This window comes from Pseudoalteromonas sp. PAR1, from assembly GCF_947311895.1.
Classification (GTDB): domain Bacteria; phylum Pseudomonadota; class Gammaproteobacteria; order Enterobacterales; family Alteromonadaceae; genus Pseudoalteromonas; species Pseudoalteromonas lipolytica_C.
Map to the genome: position 1 here is coordinate 96,391 of NZ_CAMZMY010000016.1, position 19,214 is coordinate 115,604.

11 protein-coding genes are annotated in these 19,214 nt (G+C 37.6%); 7 read left to right on the forward strand and 4 right to left on the reverse strand.

The genetic code is table 11. The features are described from left to right. Positions 1-17: 17 nt before the first annotated feature. Positions 18-3,062 (reverse strand): FAD-binding and (Fe-S)-binding domain-containing protein, encoded by a 3,045-nt coding sequence (locus QL229_RS14135; protein WP_138556535.1) that lies wholly within the window; start codon positions 3,060-3,062, stop codon positions 18-20. Between the two features lie 147 nt (positions 3,063-3,209). Here QL229_RS14135 and QL229_RS14140 point away from each other — a divergent pair, with 147 nt between their 5' ends. Further along, positions 3,210-3,419 (forward strand): PGPGW domain-containing protein, encoded by a 210-nt coding sequence (locus QL229_RS14140; protein WP_138556534.1) that lies wholly within the window; start codon positions 3,210-3,212, stop codon positions 3,417-3,419. An 80-nt stretch (positions 3,420-3,499) separates the two neighbouring features. Here QL229_RS14140 and ppsA read toward each other — a convergent pair whose 3' ends face one another. Further along, positions 3,500-5,875: a phosphoenolpyruvate synthase gene (gene ppsA / locus QL229_RS14145; RefSeq protein WP_138556533.1), complete on the reverse strand. Its 2,376-nt coding sequence runs from the start codon at positions 5,873-5,875 to the stop codon at positions 3,500-3,502. A gap of 152 nt (positions 5,876-6,027) precedes the next feature. On the opposite strand from ppsA, the gene QL229_RS14150 reads away from it, so the two are divergent. Continuing rightward, entirely contained in the window at positions 6,028-6,837 is an 810-nt protein-coding gene (locus QL229_RS14150; protein ID WP_135926628.1) for a pyruvate, water dikinase regulatory protein, read from the forward strand. A 64-nt stretch (positions 6,838-6,901) separates the two neighbouring features. Here the strand turns inward: QL229_RS14150 and QL229_RS14155 are convergent, their stop codons facing one another. Continuing rightward, positions 6,902-8,251 carry a 3-deoxy-7-phosphoheptulonate synthase class II gene (locus QL229_RS14155; RefSeq protein ID WP_135926629.1) on the reverse strand — a complete coding sequence of 450 codons (1,350 nt, stop codon included), beginning with the start codon at positions 8,249-8,251 and terminating at the stop codon, positions 6,902-6,904. Between the two features lie 436 nt (positions 8,252-8,687). On the opposite strand from QL229_RS14155, the gene QL229_RS14160 reads away from it, so the two are divergent. Beyond that, positions 8,688-9,563, forward strand: a complete 876-nt coding sequence (locus tag QL229_RS14160) for a DNA replication terminus site-binding protein (protein ID WP_138556532.1) — start codon at positions 8,688-8,690, stop codon at positions 9,561-9,563. Between the two features lie 54 nt (positions 9,564-9,617). Here QL229_RS14160 and QL229_RS14165 read toward each other — a convergent pair whose 3' ends face one another. Continuing rightward, on the reverse strand, positions 9,618-10,832 hold the full coding sequence (locus tag QL229_RS14165) for a hypothetical protein (protein WP_063703764.1): 1,215 nt from the start codon (positions 10,830-10,832) through the stop codon (positions 9,618-9,620). 770 nt (positions 10,833-11,602) lie between these two features. On the opposite strand from QL229_RS14165, the gene QL229_RS14170 reads away from it, so the two are divergent. The 4 genes from QL229_RS14170 to rmuC all read left to right on the forward strand — a co-directional run bounded on the left by QL229_RS14170 (position 11,603) and on the right by rmuC (position 19,072). Further along, the gene (locus tag QL229_RS14170; RefSeq protein ID WP_281547099.1) at positions 11,603-12,841 is read left to right on the forward strand and encodes an AAA family ATPase; all 1,239 of its coding nucleotides are present in this window, start codon (positions 11,603-11,605) and stop codon (positions 12,839-12,841) included. A gap of 14 nt (positions 12,842-12,855) precedes the next feature. Continuing rightward, positions 12,856-13,818, forward strand: coding sequence for a transcriptional regulator (locus tag QL229_RS14175; RefSeq protein ID WP_135926632.1), 963 nt, complete (start codon positions 12,856-12,858; stop codon positions 13,816-13,818). A gap of 415 nt (positions 13,819-14,233) precedes the next feature. Then, on the forward strand, positions 14,234-17,377 hold the full coding sequence (locus tag QL229_RS14180; RefSeq protein ID WP_138556531.1) for a DEAD/DEAH box helicase: 3,144 nt from the start codon (positions 14,234-14,236) through the stop codon (positions 17,375-17,377). 228 nt (positions 17,378-17,605) lie between these two features. Further along, a complete protein-coding gene (gene rmuC, locus QL229_RS14185) occupies positions 17,606-19,072 on the forward strand; it encodes a DNA recombination protein RmuC (protein WP_138556530.1) in 1,467 nt (488 codons plus the stop codon). The last annotated feature ends 142 nt before the right edge of the window (positions 19,073-19,214 follow it).

The window sequence follows — 19,214 nt, forward strand, 5'->3', positions numbered from 1 at the left end:
AAATTAAAATCTATTTTTTAAAGTAGCTCTGCAATTAATTGCAATGGATGCTTTGGTTTGAATTTTTCATACCGCTTAACTTGGCTACGGCATGAGAAACCTGTTGCTAAAATAGTTTCAGGCTCATTATTAGAAATAATTGGTTGCCAACTCATTTCATAAAGTGCGCGTGAATTTTCTTGGTTTTGTTTTTCGTGGCCATACGTTCCAGCCATACCACAACAACCCGTACTCGTTGTGTCTAGATGTAAATTTAAATCAGCAAAAATTGTTTGCCAAACTTTAGACGCATTTGGCATTGCTGTTGTTTCAGTACAATGACTTAATAATTTATAAGTAGAATTCGACTTAGTGGTAAGTGAAAGCTGATTGAAGTTTTGTGTTTGAAGCCATTCATGTGCAAGCTCAACTTTAAAATCACCACGGTCTTCTTTTAAAATTGATACATACTCATCTCGGTAACACATAACTAAAGACGCATCGAGTCCGACAAGTGGCGCATTAGTTTCACTGAGTGAATTTAAAAACTCTGCTGCATTTTTTGCTGTCGTTTTAAATTCATTTAGAAAACCTTTAACATGCTGTGCTTTACCATTTGGCTTAAAGGGTAATAGCATCGGTTTTTTGCCTAACGCTTTAATTACTTTAATAAAGCTTTCGACTAATTCTGCTTCGTAAAAACTAGTAAATGGATCTTGTACTATCAGTACATATTCGGCTTGTTGTTCTTTTGTGAGCGAATTTAGTAATTCAAAATTGAATTGCTGATCTTTTGAAATACGTTTTGTAAGTTGCGGTACGCTTAAACTTGGCGTATCAACATAACCGATGGAATTTTTAATTAGTCCAGATACAAGTTTGCTATTTACTATCGGATTAATAACTTTTGCAAACTTTGCCATAACCGGTGCTGTTTGTTCGATACCCGCAACAAGGTAATCTTTTGCAGGACGTGCATAATAACTATGGTAGAAATTTAAAAAGCGTGAACGAAATGTTGGAACATCAACTTTGATAGGACACGCAGTAGTACATGCTTTACAAGCTAAGCATTCGTCCATTGATTCTTTCACTTCGTGAGAGAAATCATAAACGCCTTTTTTCTTATCGCGACTATGTTGATAGCGCTCCCACCAAGTGATTACTTCACCATTCATCAATTCTTTTTCAACATTGAGTAAATCAATATTTTCAGACTCTTGCAGTCGTAACCATTCGCGCATTAAACTTGCGCGACCTTTTGGAGAATAACGGCGGTCACCTGTTACTTTATAAGATGGACACATTGGTGATTTTTCATCGTAATTAAAACACAGGCCATTACCGTTACAGGTCATAGCGTTATTAAATTCTGTTTTAACATCGATAGAAATTTCTTTGTCGAACCAGGCACGTTTTTGATCGTCAACAGAAACTAGTGAGTCTTTACTTTCAATTGGCGTACATATTTTTCCTGGGTTTATTCTGTTATTTGGATCAAATGCCGCTTTGATTTTTCTTAGTTGTGTAAATAAATGCTCGCCGAAAAATTCAGGGCCATACTCACTACGATATCCTTTACCGTGCTCGCCCCACATTAAGCCGCCATATTTGGCAGTCAGTTTAACTACTTCATCTGAAATATGGCGAAGCAATTTTTCTTGTTCAGGATCACACATATCAAGTGCCGGTCGTACGTGTAGTACGCCAGCATCAACATGACCAAACATACCATATTGCAAATTATGGCAATCAAGTAGTTCGCGAAACTCTACAATAAAATCGGCTAAGTTTTCAGGTGGTACAGCGGTATCTTCGGCAAAAGCTAACGGTTTTTGACTGCCTTTTACATTGCCTAAAAGTCCCACTGATTTCTTACGCATTGCATAAATTTTTAAAATATCAGCTTTATCATTGGTTAACTGATAACCGATCACCCCATTAGTTTGCTCTTCGACACATTTATCAAGTAACTTACATAGGGACTCAACTTTATCTTTAATATCTTCTGGTGAAACCGCATTGAACTCAACCATGTTGAGGCCTTGCATATCTTTGTTTTCAACATCGGTTATTAAGTCCGATACTGAATGCCAAATAATATCTTCTCGAGCAAGATTCAGTACTTTGCTATCGACTGTTTCTACAGAAGTCGCATTTGCTGCGACTAAGAATGGCGAATGACGAAGAGCAGAATCAAAGCTATCGTATTTAATGTTGATTAATGTCTTAAATTCAGCAATTGGTGTAATGTTTAATTTTGCCTCGGTAACTATACCTAACGAACCTTCAGAACCAGTAATTAATCGGCTCATATCAAAGGTCTGTAAATCATCAGAAAAAATATGTTCTAAATCATAACCGGTTAAAAAGCGATTTAAACGTGGAAACTTTTCTAAAATAGCGTCTCGATTATCAAGGCCAATATCGATAACTGTTTTATATAATTTACCTACCGTGGTGTTTTGTTCAGCAATTACTTTAGCTTTTTCTATAGGCATAGGGGTTGTTGACATTTCAGTGCCATCAACAAGATAAGTTGTAAGACCTAAAACATGATCACTGGTCTTGCCATAAACCAAAGAGCCCTGACCTGATGCATCTGTATTTATCATTCCGCCGATTGTTGCGCGGTTACTAGTAGATAAATCGGGCGCAAAGAAAAAACCATAAGGTCGTAAAAAGTCGTTTAGTTGATCTTTTATTACACCTGTTTGTACTCTAACCCAGTTTTCTTCGACATTGATTTCTAATATTTCACGCATGTATCGTGATAAATCAACAACAATGCCAGGAGTTAGTGATTGACCATTGGTACCTGTACCACCGCCACGCGGGCCAAAAGTCAGTGATAAAAAAGGATCACGAGAGGCAATTTGCATAGCCAGTTGTATATCTTTCGCTGACTTTGGAAAGATAACACCCTGCGGTACTTGTTGATACACGCTGTTATCGGTCGATAAGCTCAAACGCGTTGAGAAACTTGCATCAGTATCGCCGTTAAAACCTTGCTTTTTAATCGTTTCTAAATAATTAGCGACTAATTCAGATGCGACTTGTTGTTGACTTATTGTTGCTATCATGACGGTGACAAATTAAGACATTTTGCAGATTATATCATGCTAGTAGCTAAGTTAAATTGAAGATTTTACAGTTTGTAACACTCTTTTTATCGATTTCGGGGGTAATACTTTTATACTGTGTATTAAAGCAGCAAATGAGATAGTCAGATGAAAAAAATTGCATTAATCAGTTTAGGTGCCTTGTGCATGTTATTGGGTTTAGTTTTTGTCATTATTCCCGGACCGTCGCTGATATTCTTTATTGCAGGACTTTTCTGTTTATCTTTTTATTATCCTAAAGCGCGTGATTATTTAACCATGTGCCAAAAGGCTCTGACTAAGTCATGTGCCTATATTGATAAAAAACTTGCTCGCTGATTTCTAATTGAGTAACAAAAATGCCAGCTAAGTGCTGGCATTTTTTATATCAGAATCTTTATTTTAATTAAATAAAGTACTTAGTCGGCTAATTTCTTAGCAAGATATAACCAAGTTTCTAATACTGTATCTGGGTTTAGAGAAACAGAATCAATGCCCTGCTCAACTAACCAAGCTGCAAAGTCTTCATGATCTGAAGGACCTTGACCACAAATACCTACGTATTTGCCTTTTGCTTTAGCTGTTTGAATAGCCATTGATAATAGTTTCTTGATTGCAGGGTTACGCTCATCAAATAGATGTGCAATTAAACCTGAATCACGGTCAAGACCTAATGTTAACTGAGTTAAGTCGTTTGAACCGATAGAGAAACCATCGAAATACTCTAAGAACTCATCTGCTAGTAAAGCGTTTGATGGTAATTCACACATCATGATTACTTTAAGACCATTTTCGCCACGTTTAAGACCGTGCTCTTCAAGTAATTCAATAACGCGTTTACCTTCTTCAAGTGTACGGACAAATGGGATCATGATTTCGATGTTAGTCATTCCCATTTCGTTGCGAACACGTTTAATTGCTTCACACTCTAACGCGAAACAGTCACGGAAATCTTCAGAGATATAACGCGCTGCACCACGGAAACCAATCATTGGGTTTTCTTCTTCCGGCTCATATTGCTGGCCGCCAACAAGGTTTGCATATTCGTTAGACTTAAAGTCAGACATACGAACGATTACACGCTCAGGTGCAAATGCACAACCTAGTGTTGCAATACCTTCCACAAGCTTAGAAATATAGAATTCAACTGGCGATTCATAACCTGCCATCATTTCTGAAATTTCAGCTTTAAGCTCATCAGATTGCGCATCAAAGTTAAGAAGTGCTTTAGGATGAACACCGATCATACGGTTGATTACGAATTCTACACGAGCAAGACCAACACCAGCATGTGGTAAACGCGCGAAGTCGAATGCACGATCTGGGTTACCCACGTTCATCATAATTTTCATTGGTAATTCTGGCATTTCATCAACACGTGAAGTAAGTACTTCGTAATCTAAAATACCTTCGTAGATATAACCTGTGTCACCTTCGGCACACGATACTGTTACATCCTGACCTGCTTTAATTAAATCAGTTGCATTACCACAACCAACAACTGCAGGAATACCTAATTCACGAGCAATGATTGCCGCGTGACAAGTACGTCCACCACGGTTTGTAACAATCGCAGCGGCACGTTTCATGATTGGCTCCCAGTCTGGGTCAGTCATGTCAGTAACTAGAATGTCGCCTTGTTGTACTTTGTCCATTTCATCAATTGAATCGAGTACGCGTACAGTACCTGAACCAATCTTGTGACCAATTGCACGGCCTTCAGCAACAACTGTGCTTGTACCATTTAATTGGAAACGCTCCATAACGTTAGCGTCTTCATTTGAACGAACAGTTTCTGGGCGTGCTTGAACAATATAAAGCTTGCCGTCGTTACCATCTTTTGCCCACTCGATGTCCATTGGACGACCGTAGTGTTTTTCAATGATCACAGCTTGCTTTGCAAGTTCTTGAACTTCAGCGTCTGTGATTGAGAATTTGTTTGATAGTGCAGAATCTACATCAACAATTTCAACTTGCTTGCCGTGTGATTCATCTGCAGAGTAAATCATTTGGATTGCTTTAGAACCAATGTTACGGCGAACTACAGCAGGTTTACCGTTAGCAAGTGTTGGTTTGTGAACATAGAATTCATCTGGGTTTACAGCACCCTGTACAACCATTTCCCCAAGACCATAGCTTGACGTTACAAATACTACATCTTCAAAGCCAGATTCAGTATCAATACTGAACATAACACCTGAAGCTGCTTTATCTGAACGAACCATGCGTTGGATACCAGCTGATAATGCAACACCACGGTGATCATAACCTTGGTGAACACGGTAAGAAATAGCGCGGTCATTAAATAGTGAGGCAAACACGTGTTTGATTGCAGTCATAACTGAATCAATACCACGTACGTTTAAAAACGTTTCTTGTTGTCCTGCAAATGAAGCGTCTGGCATGTCTTCTGCTGTTGCAGATGAGCGAACTGCAAATGATACATCTTGAGATGCGTCGCCATGTAATTGGCTGTATGCGTCGCGAATGGCTTGGTCTAGGTTAGGTTGGAATGGTGTGTCGATAATCCATTGGCGGATTTCGGCACCGACTTTAGCGAGTGTATTTACATCATCCACATCCAATGTGTCTAAAATATCGTGGATTTTTGAGTTTAAACCAGATTGCTCTAGAAACTCATTGAATGCATCAGCGGTTGTAGCGAAACCACCTGGCACTTGAACACCAGCGTTAGCTAGGTTTGAGATCATTTCACCCAGTGAAGCGTTTTTACCGCCAACACGTGGAACATCTTGCATACCAAGCTCTTGATACCAGAGAACGTATTCTTGCACGGATCTTTCTCCATAAACAAATTGTAGTACTAACTGTGAGAGTTAAGAAAGAAAACCTTCTAAAAAGGTCGTAGTCATTCTACACTGGCAACAGACCTCACGTAAACCGTGAAGCCCCTATTTTGCAGATAAAGGTAATAAAAAGGTTAAATATGAGAACTGCATTTTATATCTCTGATGGAACAGCTATCACCTCCGAAGTCTTTGGTCATGCGACCTTATCTATGTTTCCTGTGGAGTTTAATCACAAAACAATTCCTTTTGTTGAAACAGAAAAAAAAGCAAACGAAGTTAGGAACTTAATTAACTCAACAGCTCAACGAGATGGTGAGCAACCTTTGGTATTTTTCACTTTTGTGAACCATGAATTAAGTGAAATTATAAAATCGTCATGTGCGGTATGTTATGACTTTTTATCGCAATACAGTGATAAAATCGCTCAAGAACTCAATGTTGCCCCTGTACCAAAAGTACATAGAACACATTCAATGCATGAGAAAAGCTATGACTTTAGAATTGATGCGGTGAACTATGCGTTGACCAATGATGATGGCGCTAATATAAAAAATTATTCTGAGGCAGACATTATTCTTGTCGGCGTTAGCCGAAGTGGTAAAACACCGACTAGTTTATATCTAGCTTTGCAGTACGGCATAAAAGCAGCCAACTATCCACTTACAGAAGATGATTTAGAGCGTGGCACCCTTCCTGAATGTTTAAAGGCCTACAAACATAAGCTATTTGGTTTAACAATTGATCCTGTTCGCCTTGCTGATATTCGCCAACGTCGTATGGCGAACTCTAAATATGCGTCTTTAAAACAGTGTCGAATTGAAGTTCGTGAAGTAGAAATGCTTTATAAAAAACAAAAGATTCAATATTTAAATTCAACACATCATTCGGTTGAAGAAATATCTGCAAAGATTATATCTGATACAGGTCTTGAAAGACGTAAGTACTAACTTTCTTTAGTATCGGACATTAAAAAAGGCTGCAAATAGCAGCCTTTTTTGTATAACTTATAAGTTACTTACGTGCGTCTTTTAATAAATCTGCGACTAAGAAACCAAGTTCTAATACTTGGTCAGCATTTAAACGCGGGTCGCACTGTGTGCGATAACGTTGTGCTAAGTCTTCATCAGATAAACCATACGCACCACCGGTACATTCAGTTACGTGTTGGCCAGTCATTTCAAGGTGAACACCGCCTGGGTATGAACCCTCAGCTTTATGAACTGCGAAGAACTGGCTAATTTCACGAAGGATATTATTAAAGCTTCTTGTTTTGTAGCCTGAGCTCGCTTTTTCTGTATTACCATGCATTGGATCAGAGCTCCAAATTACTTTACGGCCTTCTTGTTGTACTTTGCGTACCAGTGCCGGCAGTTTCTCTGGAAGTACATCAGCACCCATTCTGGTAATTAATGTTAAGCGCCCAGGAATGTTATCTGGGTTAACGGCATCTATAAGTTTAATTAGCTCGTCTGGGTCCATACCAGGGCCAACTTTCACACCGATTGGGTTTTTAATACCTTTAAAGAACTCGATATGTGCGTGATCTAACTGACGTGTACGCTCACCAATCCAAACAAAGTGTGCAGAACAATCGTACCAGTCACCTGATAGATGGTCACGACGTGTTAATGCTTCTTCGTAGCCTAATAATAATGCTTCGTGTGATGTAAATAAGTCTGTTTCTTTTAAGCTTGGTGCAACTGTTGAGTCGATACCGCACACTTCCATAAATTCAAGGGCATCTTGAATTCTGTCTGCTAACTGTTGGTATTTCTCTTTAAGTGGATTTGCAGCAACAAAACCCATGTTCCAACGGTTTACTTGATGTAAATCAGCTAATCCACCTTGGGCAAATGCACGTAATAAATTTAACGTTGCTGCACTGTGATGGTACGCCGTCATTAAGCGCTGTGGATCTGGAATACGCGCTTGCTCTGTAAATTCAAAGTTATTGATGATATCACCACGGTATGAAGGCAATGAAACACCGTCAATCGTTTCGTAATCTGATGAGCGTGGCTTAGCATACTGACCAGCCATACGTGCAATTTTAACAACAGGGCATTTACCACCATAAGTTAAAACGACGGCCATTTGTAAAAGTGTTTTAAAAGTGTCGCGGATATTCGCTGCGTTAAAGTCACTGAATGACTCCGCACAATCACCACCTTGTAATAAGAAGGCTCTGCCCTCACATACAGCTTCTAGTTGTTTATATAAGCTACGCGTCTCTTCAGCAAAAACTAAAGGTGGTGCACTTTTTAATTGCCCCTCAACTGATTTTAGGGCTTCTTGATCTGGGTACTCTGGCTGCTGAAGTATCGGCAGTTTTCTCCAGCTGTCTGGGTTCCACGATTGCATGTTCTTTCCTCATTCCTAACATAGACCGTTAACGAAAACTAACTTATTGCAGGTACTAAGTTCAAGGACAATATTCAGCTATTTGTAATTATTTAGTTATTTGATAAATACTTTAGCTATGAATAATTAAAAAATAACGATTTAAACATTATAGAACAGTAAGTTACCTGCTGTGTATAGCGAACTTCTATTACAGAATATATAAGAACACATCTTACTAGTAGATAGCACTAGTGTAACCTCAGCTTTACGCTAGTTAAAAACACTTTTTTATCACTAAGTTGAAATAATAAAAATACATGCTAAGCACTACAAATAAGGAACACATCATACTTTATTAAAAGAGAATGTAAGGTCAACGTCTGAGTGAAATAAATATTTAAAAGGTCAAGTGATAAGGTTAAACTTAGGGAATCTATATGTAAGATGTGTTCCTATGAGTACTAAACTTGAAATTCGCAGTCAGTTTGATTTAGTTAATGAGTTAACCCACCTATTTTGTGATGAATTAAAACAGCTTGATTTTCATAAAGCGTCATATTATCAATTACCTGATATTGATATAAACGATGAGAAAAAAGTCCCTTCGGCAATACCTGTCATAAAAGTTGAAGGTGCTGATGCACAAAAACAAATCATTAATTCGTTTGGTGATTTTTATAAAAAGACGGGCTTAAGTAGTCGAGTACTTAAAAGACATCCTGGCTTATTAGTGCTTAAAGATGTTGATAAACAAAATATTACAGCCAGAATCAATCAAATAAATAAAGCCAAAGCTGATTTTAAAAATTGTGTGTTGGCTATCGATAATAATGATGCACGCTTTGAAGCTGTTCATAATGCTGTGCCAAACTTAATTACTTTAGCTGCCTATCGTAAAATTCACTATGAAACAGAGTCCCCCTACTCTGTTCGTTTTACTTGGATGCACAAACATGCAACTAAAACACTAACGAAAAAAATGGCACTCGCTATGTTAGAAAAGTCTGCAAGTTATTCAAATCCAAGAATGATCGATCAACATTCTTGGCAAGCACTTGTTGCACAAGAACAAAGTCGTGTTGCAAGTTTAGGTGATAAAGAGAAATTACGAATTCGTAGACCAACAAGGGTAAGCCCACAAGTTAATGTGAGATACACGGCTCAGAACAGATATCATGTTAGTGCTGCTCTACCATTTATATTGATAAACCCTGAACCCGATGTAAAGCTTGGTACGTTATCTGATTATCAAAAACCACAAAGCCACCCTCGTAAAAGAGAATATGATTTCTTAGTTGATAGACTTTACTTAGAACAAGTAACAGATTGATTATGTTAAAAAGGCCACTTATGTGGCCTTTTGTTTGTAGTTGTATTAAAAAAATTAGTCTTCTACTATTTCTTCAATTTTATCTTCATCAATTAAAACAGCATTCTCAACAATGCGTTTGCCACCTTGTATTTCGATTCGTTTATTATGCTTATTTAGTGTAAGAATCTCATCACAAAATTGGTCAGACGGATGCATCTCGTAAGTGTAATCAATAATATTACCTGTTTTATCATCTTTAACGTTGGTAATGTTATATTCTGAAATTGCACCTTTCTCGATCAAATCTTTCATTGTTGTCGTCATATCACGACGCAATGCTTTCAATTTGTTTTCTGTTATTTCATCTGTCGAGTAGATTGAGCCGTACTTTTCCATAATTGATAAAAGTCGAAAATGGTAGGTTTTACCCGGTGCAGCATAACGCCATAAATGATACAAACGCAGCATCATCCAACGTGATAAACCACGCTTTAATTCTTGTGCACTATTAAAGTAATAACCTTTATATTCAAGATTATCGATCATGTTATGTACGAACGCATTTAAACATGCAACACATTTTACGTTACCACCTTGACCTTTCTTGCCACTAAAGTGCAGTGACGATAAAAAGTTCATATTCGATTCGTAAAATGAATCATCAATATCAGAATTGCGGGTGTCGGTTGCTGAGTATCTAAATGAAAGTTTAGAACCTTGTAATGCTTCTAAGGATTCTTTAATTTGAGGATATGGCATCGACTGGCCAACAGCTTTCAGCTCTTGCGCCAATTCATTCATTGAAAAAACAACCGCGTATTGAATACCCGATTTAAAATTAATTTTTACAATTTTACCTTTAGAAGCTAAACGGATCAGAGCTCGCTCGACTTTTTCTTCTCGGTCAGATGGCCAAACAAGATATTCAACATCTTCACCATCTTTACGAGTGCTTACTACCGCAGGTGTAATTTTTATTTCGCCATCATAAAGAATGCCGTCTACTTTTTCAGAGATTCTGCGTGTAACGATTGTTTTCTTTGGTGCTTCTTCAACCGGAAGCTTTTTATGACCAGAACGGACAAAACGTCCCCATAAATCATAATGATTAAATGTATTTGAGTAAGCTCTCAAACCATGAGCAGCATTTTCAATTGAAACGCGCACATCTTTGTTGTCTGTAAATAGTGCTAGACTTTCATTATCTATTGCACTTTCCACCCCGTGGATCTGCCCGCGTAATGTGTCGGGTAAGTTATCTACCGAGATGTTGACCTTTCGGCTCATTGTTCTTATTTCCAATTTTTCTTCGACAGTTAATAACAACACATAAAACTTAAAAAGTTAAATGTTTAAGTTAGTAAAAACTTGATCCGATCTCAATTAATTTCTTAGGATCAGATTTATACTAACTCTCTCGTAATTGCTAATTTTCAGATCAGATTTTTACTAAGTCATAGTTCATAGGTGGCGATTTTACTAACTCAGTTCAATTTATGTCCGGTGAATCTACTTTTTAAGGCTTATTTACACGACATAAATCTCTATTTTTTAAATCGCATGTGGATAAACCAAGTTTAAGTTAGCATAGATCTGATCTGTACCAACTATAGATCAGATCCGTACTAACTAAATGCTTAAATTTACCTGGGTACCAGTGTATAACTTTCTAATTTAGTTAGTAAAATTTTGATCTACACAGACATAATTGTGAGTAATTTAGTGATTAAGCTGTGCATAACTAAAAAGCCCATTTTTTACTTAGTAATAAGCTGATCTGTGAGTAATAAGAGATCTGATCTTAACCAAGTAAAACTATGATCTGCTATTTTATAAAATATTCAATCAAATCAGCTAGATATTACACTATTTTAGCATCTTAACCTTATATACCTATATATTTAACCGATATTAAACTTACTTATTTATACTTAGCATAAGTAAAGTTACAAATTTTTATTAAATGTCTTATTAATAAAAGGCATGTCGCCTTAAATACTTGTTTACAGCAATTTGAATGGACATTATACTTAAAGCATAACTTTGAGGAAGAAAGTATGTCTATCAATAATAATGCGCTAGCCACTTATAGGTTACTAAAAGCGACAGCAGAAGTTGCTGAAAAATCGCTAGAAGGACGTATTCAACATTACCGTGCCCATCTTAAGTCTGAAGAAAAAGAACTTCGCACTTACACTCAAAAAGCCGCTGCTGATCTACTAGGTTGTAATAATCGCACCCTTAAAAGACGCCATGACAATGGTGACTTTGATGAATTGAACATCAAACGTGGCGCAAATGGTCACTATGCTTATACGTTAGTCAATATTTTTGCTATGGCAGATATCATGGATATCAAGCCAGATCACCGAAATCTAGATGATAAATTACAAGTTATTGTTATTAATTCACTAAAGGGTGGATGTGGTAAAACAACTAGTATGGTTAATATAGCCGCAGCTCTGGCTACCACCAATATTAAACGTTATCGCATTGGTATCATTGACCTTGACCCACAAGGTTCATCTTCAAGCTTTTTCCCACCAAGTGAACCTGATCCAATCACTGTAGGTGACTTAATGCGTGATTGTATTGAACTTGAAGATAATGAAACGTGGGATGAATTAGTTACAAGTGCATTTCTACCTACTCATATTCCTAATATCCGTATCTTACCTTCAGGTATGGATGACTTTTATTTTGAGCATGAAACAGCCACTTTACTAAAAGACAGCTCAAGCTACGATAAAACACGTCATTACCACAAGTTATTAGAGAAAGTTATTGAGCCAGTAAAAGATCAATTTGATATCATTCTAATTGACACCGCTCCTTCTCTTAACTTTATGTTTTATAATGCATTAATGGCTTCTACATCAATGCTTATTCCTGTTCATCCAGAAGCAGTAGACTTTGATGCCAACAATAAATATTTAAAACGATTAGGTGAGATATACCATACAGTTGCAGCCCTTGGTCACGAGGGATGGGATTTTATGCAGTTCTTAGTTACTAACTATGTGAAAGGCAATCACTCACAGCGTGATATCGTAAAAGATGTACGTAGTGCCTTCGGTCGTCAAGTAATGAGTTACCCTATAAATCATAGTTCTGCTATAACAGCCAGCTCATCATCATTTAATACCATTTTTGATCAAAAGACTTCTGACAGCTTAGCAAGTCGCGAGTCACTATTACGTGCTCAAGAAAATATCAAAGATGTGGTTGATGAACTTGAAATGTTGATCAGATCTAACTGGCAATCAACTCAATCAACACTAAATACAGCTAAGTAAGGTTAATAATAAAGATGGCTAAAAAACGTAAAAATGATACCAGCTTAGATCCTTTTTCAACCTCTATTGAAAGCAGCAGTTTAGATGCATTGCTTGAAAAAGCATCTGCTGGTGATGTTATCAGTATGCCTGCTCCTAGTGATCCTACCCGTCAAATCACGTTGGTATGTAAAGTGATCCCTAGCTCTGAAATTGAAGCTAAAACAAAGGTATACGGTAAAAACCGCCGAGTACAATCACTTCTAAACGAAAAGTCAGTTGCCGATATTCTACCTGCAATTGCTGAAGACGGTCGTAACCAGCACCCTGCCCTATGTTGGGATAAAGGTGACGAAATGCTTGTATTAGCAGGCTCACGTCGTCGTAAAGCCTGTATTTTAAGTAATTCTGATTACTTAGTATTAAGCTCTGCCGACTTTACAGATCAAGATGCAAAAATTCTTGCCGTTTCTTCAGATCAATACATTGCCCCGAGTTTATGGGAGCTTGGTCAAGCATATCAACAGACCCGTGATGAGCTTATTGCTGAAGGTAAAAAAGGCTCTTATCGTGAAATTGCTGCTATTGAAGGCGTGTCTCACACTGCAATTGCTGATGCAATCAAAGCTTATGAGAATCTTCCAGCAACAGTTTTAAGCCTTTACCCTACTGCAAATCACGTAGGTCGTGAGGTCGCTAAAAAGCTCATAGCAGCTAAAGAGCGAGACGAGCAAGCGTTTACTCAGCTTGTTGACGAAATCAGTTCTGATGCTGAGCTTGTGGCTATTAGCAGTGATGACAAACGCGCTTTAGCTATCACTAAACGTTTAACGGCAGAGCCAGTATCGGCCAGTCGCCGTGAAGCAATACTTGATAGTGAATTTGTTGTTGTACAGCGCAACATTAAAAGCGGTGATCTATCTGTGAAAATAGATAATAAAGTTATGACTGACAAACGCTTAGAGCAATTAACAAAGCTATTAAATAGCTTTAATTAGTTAGTAAAATAAAGATCTATCACGCTTTTTATGTTAGTAAAAGCGTGATCTGTTCTCCTATCTAGTTAGTAAAATAATGATCTCATTTGGCAATAATCATAAGATCCCACCCTCTCAGATCACTATTTTACTAACTTATAACCCCTTTACAGCTCTTTTTTGGTTTTCCTTTCATATCTTAGTAAAAAAGTGATCTGTAAAGCCCCTTCGTTGTTTATAAGTTGTTCATAAATTGTGCGATTGCTGTTTGTTAAATCAGCTTTTTGTGTTTTAAGTCGATTTGCTGTTTTATAAAACACTTTTTTACCAACTTATCAGCTCCAACCAGTCCAAAATGGCTTATTAGTGCTTTAGCTCATCGCCGATAGATCATATACTGGCAGAATTATTTTTTGTTTTTACTGCCAAAAACTTTATGTCTGCTAACTTATCCAAAAATGACTTATTAGCTATCTTTGAGGAAATCAAACAAGAACAAGAAACCCAGTTTCCTCTTTCTGAACGATTCATCAAACAGCTATTTAAGCCGCATGTGTTAAGTAAAGCTAAAGAGTATCATCAGAACGGTCAAATCAACTGGTTAGAACACAATAGTGATTTTAGTGTTATAGATGCATCTATGTTTGGTAATGAAGGAAATACATTTACCCAGCATATCGAGATCAGTAAATTACCAACTGGTTTTTCGGTCGATTCACACTGTACATGTGGTTCAAAAACAAAATGCCGCCACATCGCTGCAGTTTTACTTAAGTTAAAAATTGAACATTCAGGCAACTATGGCGAAGATTATATTATTAATGATTGGTTTAGTGAGCTTAAAACATTAAAGCAAGCATCGAATGATACAGCCAAACAAGTTCTACTTTTTGTTTTAGATGTTGAAAAATCGGTTGTAACATTAACGCCTAAAATAGCTAATTACGATCCCGAGCATAACTATACCCTTGGCCGCAATCTTACTGAACAACAATTAAATAGCTTTGTTACACCAACAGATTTACTAGAGTCTGATTTTCGACTTTATAGTTGGATCCGCTCGCAAAATGCCCTTGGTAAGTTAGAGCTTAAAGGTCAATGGGGGTTTGCGGCCCTGCAACAACTTATTGCCACACAGCGTCTATTCTTAGGTCGTTCTCGCCAAGCTATTAAAGCAGATACCATGCAAGCTCTAGAGTTTGATTGGAAACAAAATAAAGATCTAACCTCATTGAGTATGACACTCGCAGGTCAAGATAATTGGTTATTATTAAAAACAACACCGCCTACTTATCTTGACCCTGACAAGCTAAAAGTTGGTCGCATCAGAACACCTTTAACTGCTGATGAAATTGCCTTACTAGCAAATATGCCTGCAATACATAGTGAAAACTTTGATCGAGTCTATCAGCAGCTAAGTGATAATTTTGGTGAAGGGGTAATCCCTCATGCGTACAAAGAGAATAAAATTTGTAATGCGCGTAGTGTTTTTCCTGTCATTAGCTTAAATAATGATGAAGGAACTATTCGGTTATCACTTAAGTTTAATTACCAACGTTCTTTGTATGATTTAAGCCAAGCTCCTGCAGAGATTATTAATCAATCATTCGAGAATACCGTTGTAAATGAATTAATTAACCTTGGTTTTGAGCTTTGTAAAGGGGCTTTACAAACTGATTTTATATTTAATAAACAATCAGTTATACATGAACACTGGTTAAAGTTTGAAATTATTCCAAACTTGTCAAAACGCGGTTGGAAAATTAACGACGATCTAAATGTAGGTAAAGCTTTAAAACAACTTTCACTTCAAGTACAGCGCGGCAAAGGTCACCAAATAGTTAGTAAAATAGTGATCTCTGGTGTTAAAACACAGCAGCTTTTCACTACTGATGATAAAAACTTTCAATCGCTTAACAGGCAAAGTGAGCAGTTCTTCTATTTTAATGTAGGCAAGCGTTTCGCTGTTATTAATAAAGCTGCCATAGCGCAACTAAATGAATACCGTGAACGTTTTGAACACATAAAAACACGTGATGAAATTTTAATGCCGCTGTCATTTTTACCACAATTAATAGAGCAGACAGCCATTAAAGTGAATATTGTTGATGATACGCTTGATGCCTATTTAGCGGAATTAAGTCATTCGCAACAGTTAATTAAAAAGTCCGATATTCAAGGCTTAAACCAGGGTGTGCAATTGCGTGAGTATCAACAACATGGTGTTGATTGGCTTAACTTTTTAAAACGTCACCAGCTTGGTGGTATTTTAGCTGATGACATGGGGCTAGGAAAAACCCTTCAAGTTATTGCCTTTTTGGCAAACGCAAAGCAATTACCTCAGGCAGGACCAACTTTAATTATTTGCCCTACCAGTTTGGTTGGAAACTGGCAAAGTGAAATTAATAAGTTTGCGAGTAACTTAAAAATTACTACCGTGTTTGGTGCTGCTCGTAGCGAGCAATTGCAGCAGTTATCACAGGCAGATTGTATTTTAACGACCTACCCTTTACTTAAACGTGATATCGCTTTTTATTCACCGCTGTATTTTGAAAATATTATTCTTGATGAAGCGCAATACATTAAAAATGATGCTGCGCAGGTTTCGCGCTTAGTTAAACGGCTTAATGCTGACTTTAAGTTATGTTTAAGTGGCACACCTATCGAAAACAACCTCTTTGAGCTTAAGTCCTTACTTGATTTTGCCATGCCTTCTTTACTTGGCTCACAAGCTCATTACAAAGATTATTTCCAGACGCCGATTGAGCGTGATAACGATGTACAGCGTGCTGATGAATTGAAGTCTTTGATCATGCCATTCATCTTACGCCGCACTAAAGCACAGGTTACTCAAGAGCTACCAGAAAAAACTGAGCTAATTAAAGAATTTGAGTTTGAGGCAAAACAAAAAGAACTCTATACAGGAATTACAGAATCTCTTGAGCAAAAGCTTGTCGATTTATTTGCTCAGCAAGGTGTGCAAAAGAGTAAACTTGCGTTTTTAGATGCGTTATTAAAATTACGGCAGATTTGTTGTCATCCAAAACTGATTGATCCAAGCTCTCAAGCTGGCAGCGCCAAGCTTGATTGGTTGTCTAAGCATTTACCAATTATGCTCAGTGAAGGTCGTAAGGTGATTATATTTAGTCAATTTACCATGGCGCTTGATGTCATTGCTGAGCGATTAAATGAATTAGGCATCAGTTTTAGTATGCTTACCGGGCAAACAAGACACCGGGACCGTGTTATCGAAGAGTTTACTCAAGGTGATACATCCGTATTCTTAATTAGTCTTAAAGCCGGTGGTACAGGGCTAAACCTAACTCAAGCCGATACTGTGATTCATTTTGATCCTTGGTGGAACCCTGCTGTTGAGAAACAAGCGACAGATCGTGCCTACCGTATTGGTCAAACTAACCCTGTGTTTGTTTATAAATTAATTATGGCTAACTCAATTGAACAAAAAGTATTTAAAATGCAGCAGCATAAGCAAGCCCTTGTTGATGCATTATTTACCGAAAAATCAATGAGTTTTACTCAGTTTGATGAAGAGCAAATGCTTGCTCTGATAAAAAATTAAATTTTTTTAAAGTTTTTTTGAACTAATCAAATTTTGGGGCGTCTATTATTATGCTTGTTGTTAAATTGCAGTTTACATAAGCATTATGTTGATTTCCCATTTGGTTACTAAATTTTAGTAATGTTAGAGCCAGCTCACCTTGAGCTGGCTTTTTTTATGCCTGCTCCCCTACTCTGCCGAGTACTAATTCGTTATGATGATGTGTCTTCAAGTTATTGAGTTTTCGTTATGATTACAGAGCTAATTGCACAGATTAATTGGCAAAGTGTGGTACTTGGTGGTGCTGTAGGTGCAGTTGCAAGTGGTGTTATTTTTGCCTTGCAAAAAAGTCGCTTAAAAAATCAGTTAACCGAGCTGCAAAATAGCTATCAAATCCAGCAAAGCAATTTAGAGCAAAAGCAGCTGCAACTGCAAGAAAGCCAACTTTCGCATTCACAGTTACAGCAAGATTACGCTGAACAGCGTGATGAATCGCAACATTTTAAAACCCGTTTTGTAGAACAAGAAAAACAAGCGCAACAATACAACCAATTTTGGCGTAGAGTTGAAGCCGAACTCACTGAAACTAAAGCGGCTCTTAATCAGCGAGATGTTGAATTAAGTACCTTACGCAGTACGATAGAGCAAAAAGAGCTGCACTTTAAAGAGCAGCTTAGTCATATCAAAGAGAGCAAAGAGCAACTCAAAAAAGAGTTTGAAAACCTCGCTAACCAAATCCTTGAAGAGAAGTCTCAGCGTTTTAAAACTCTAAACCAAGAAAGCATCGAACAACTATTAAAACCGGTTCAGGGTGAGCTAAAAGGCTTTCGCGATAAGATGGAATTGATCCACGTTGAAGATCTTAAACAACGTGCAGCACTAAAAACTGAGTTATTGCATTTACAGGCTAAAAGCCAAGCTATTACTGAGCAAGCAGATAGGCTGAGCACTGCATTACAAGGACAAAAGAAAACCCAAGGTAATTGGGGAGAGTTAATGCTTGAAAATGTACTCGACAGCGCTGGGCTGCGTGCAGGTGTAGATTATCAACGTGAAGTGTCGTTTAACACTGAAGATGGTCGTCTACGCCCAGATGTTGTGGTGTATTTACCCCAGCAACGCCATTTAGTTATTGATGCTAAAACCTCTTTAAACGCTTATACACGCTATGTAAACGCCGATACTGAGCTTGAAGCACAGCAAGCGCTTAAAGAGCATGTAGCGGCGGTGCAATCACGTATTAACGAGTTAGCAAGCAAAGCCTACGATAGGCTACCCGGTATTAACTCACCTGAAGTGGTGATCATGTTTGTACCGATAGAGTCGGCTTTTGTTGAAGCACTTAAATACCAAAGTGATATTTATCAGCAGGCTATCGAAAAAAATATCTTAGTTGCAACACCAACGACGTTATTAACCAGTTTGAACATCGTAAAACAACTGTGGCGTTTTGAAGAGCAAACTAAATACTCAAAAGAGCTAGCCGCCCGAGCAGAGCGTTTTTACAACAAGCTCAATGGTTTTCTAACCAGTATGGAAGGGGTTGGTAAGCAATTAGACCGCGCCAAAGAAAGCTACGATAAAGCGTTTTCTCAGCTGTACCGTGGTAAAGGAAACTTAATTAAGCAAGCTTCTGAGTTCAAAGAATTAGGGGTTTCTGTTCAAAAAGAATTACCCGCGGAAAGTGTTGAAAAAGCCCAATTAGAGTTAGATTAAATGGGATACAAAAAAGCCAACATGATGTTGGCTTTTTTGTTATACCAATTCGCTCAATTAAGCGGATTAATGGAATGGACTCTCTCCACTCCCCAACGGCGTCATAATGCGCCATAGTAGTTTGGGGTAAGTTTTAGCTTAA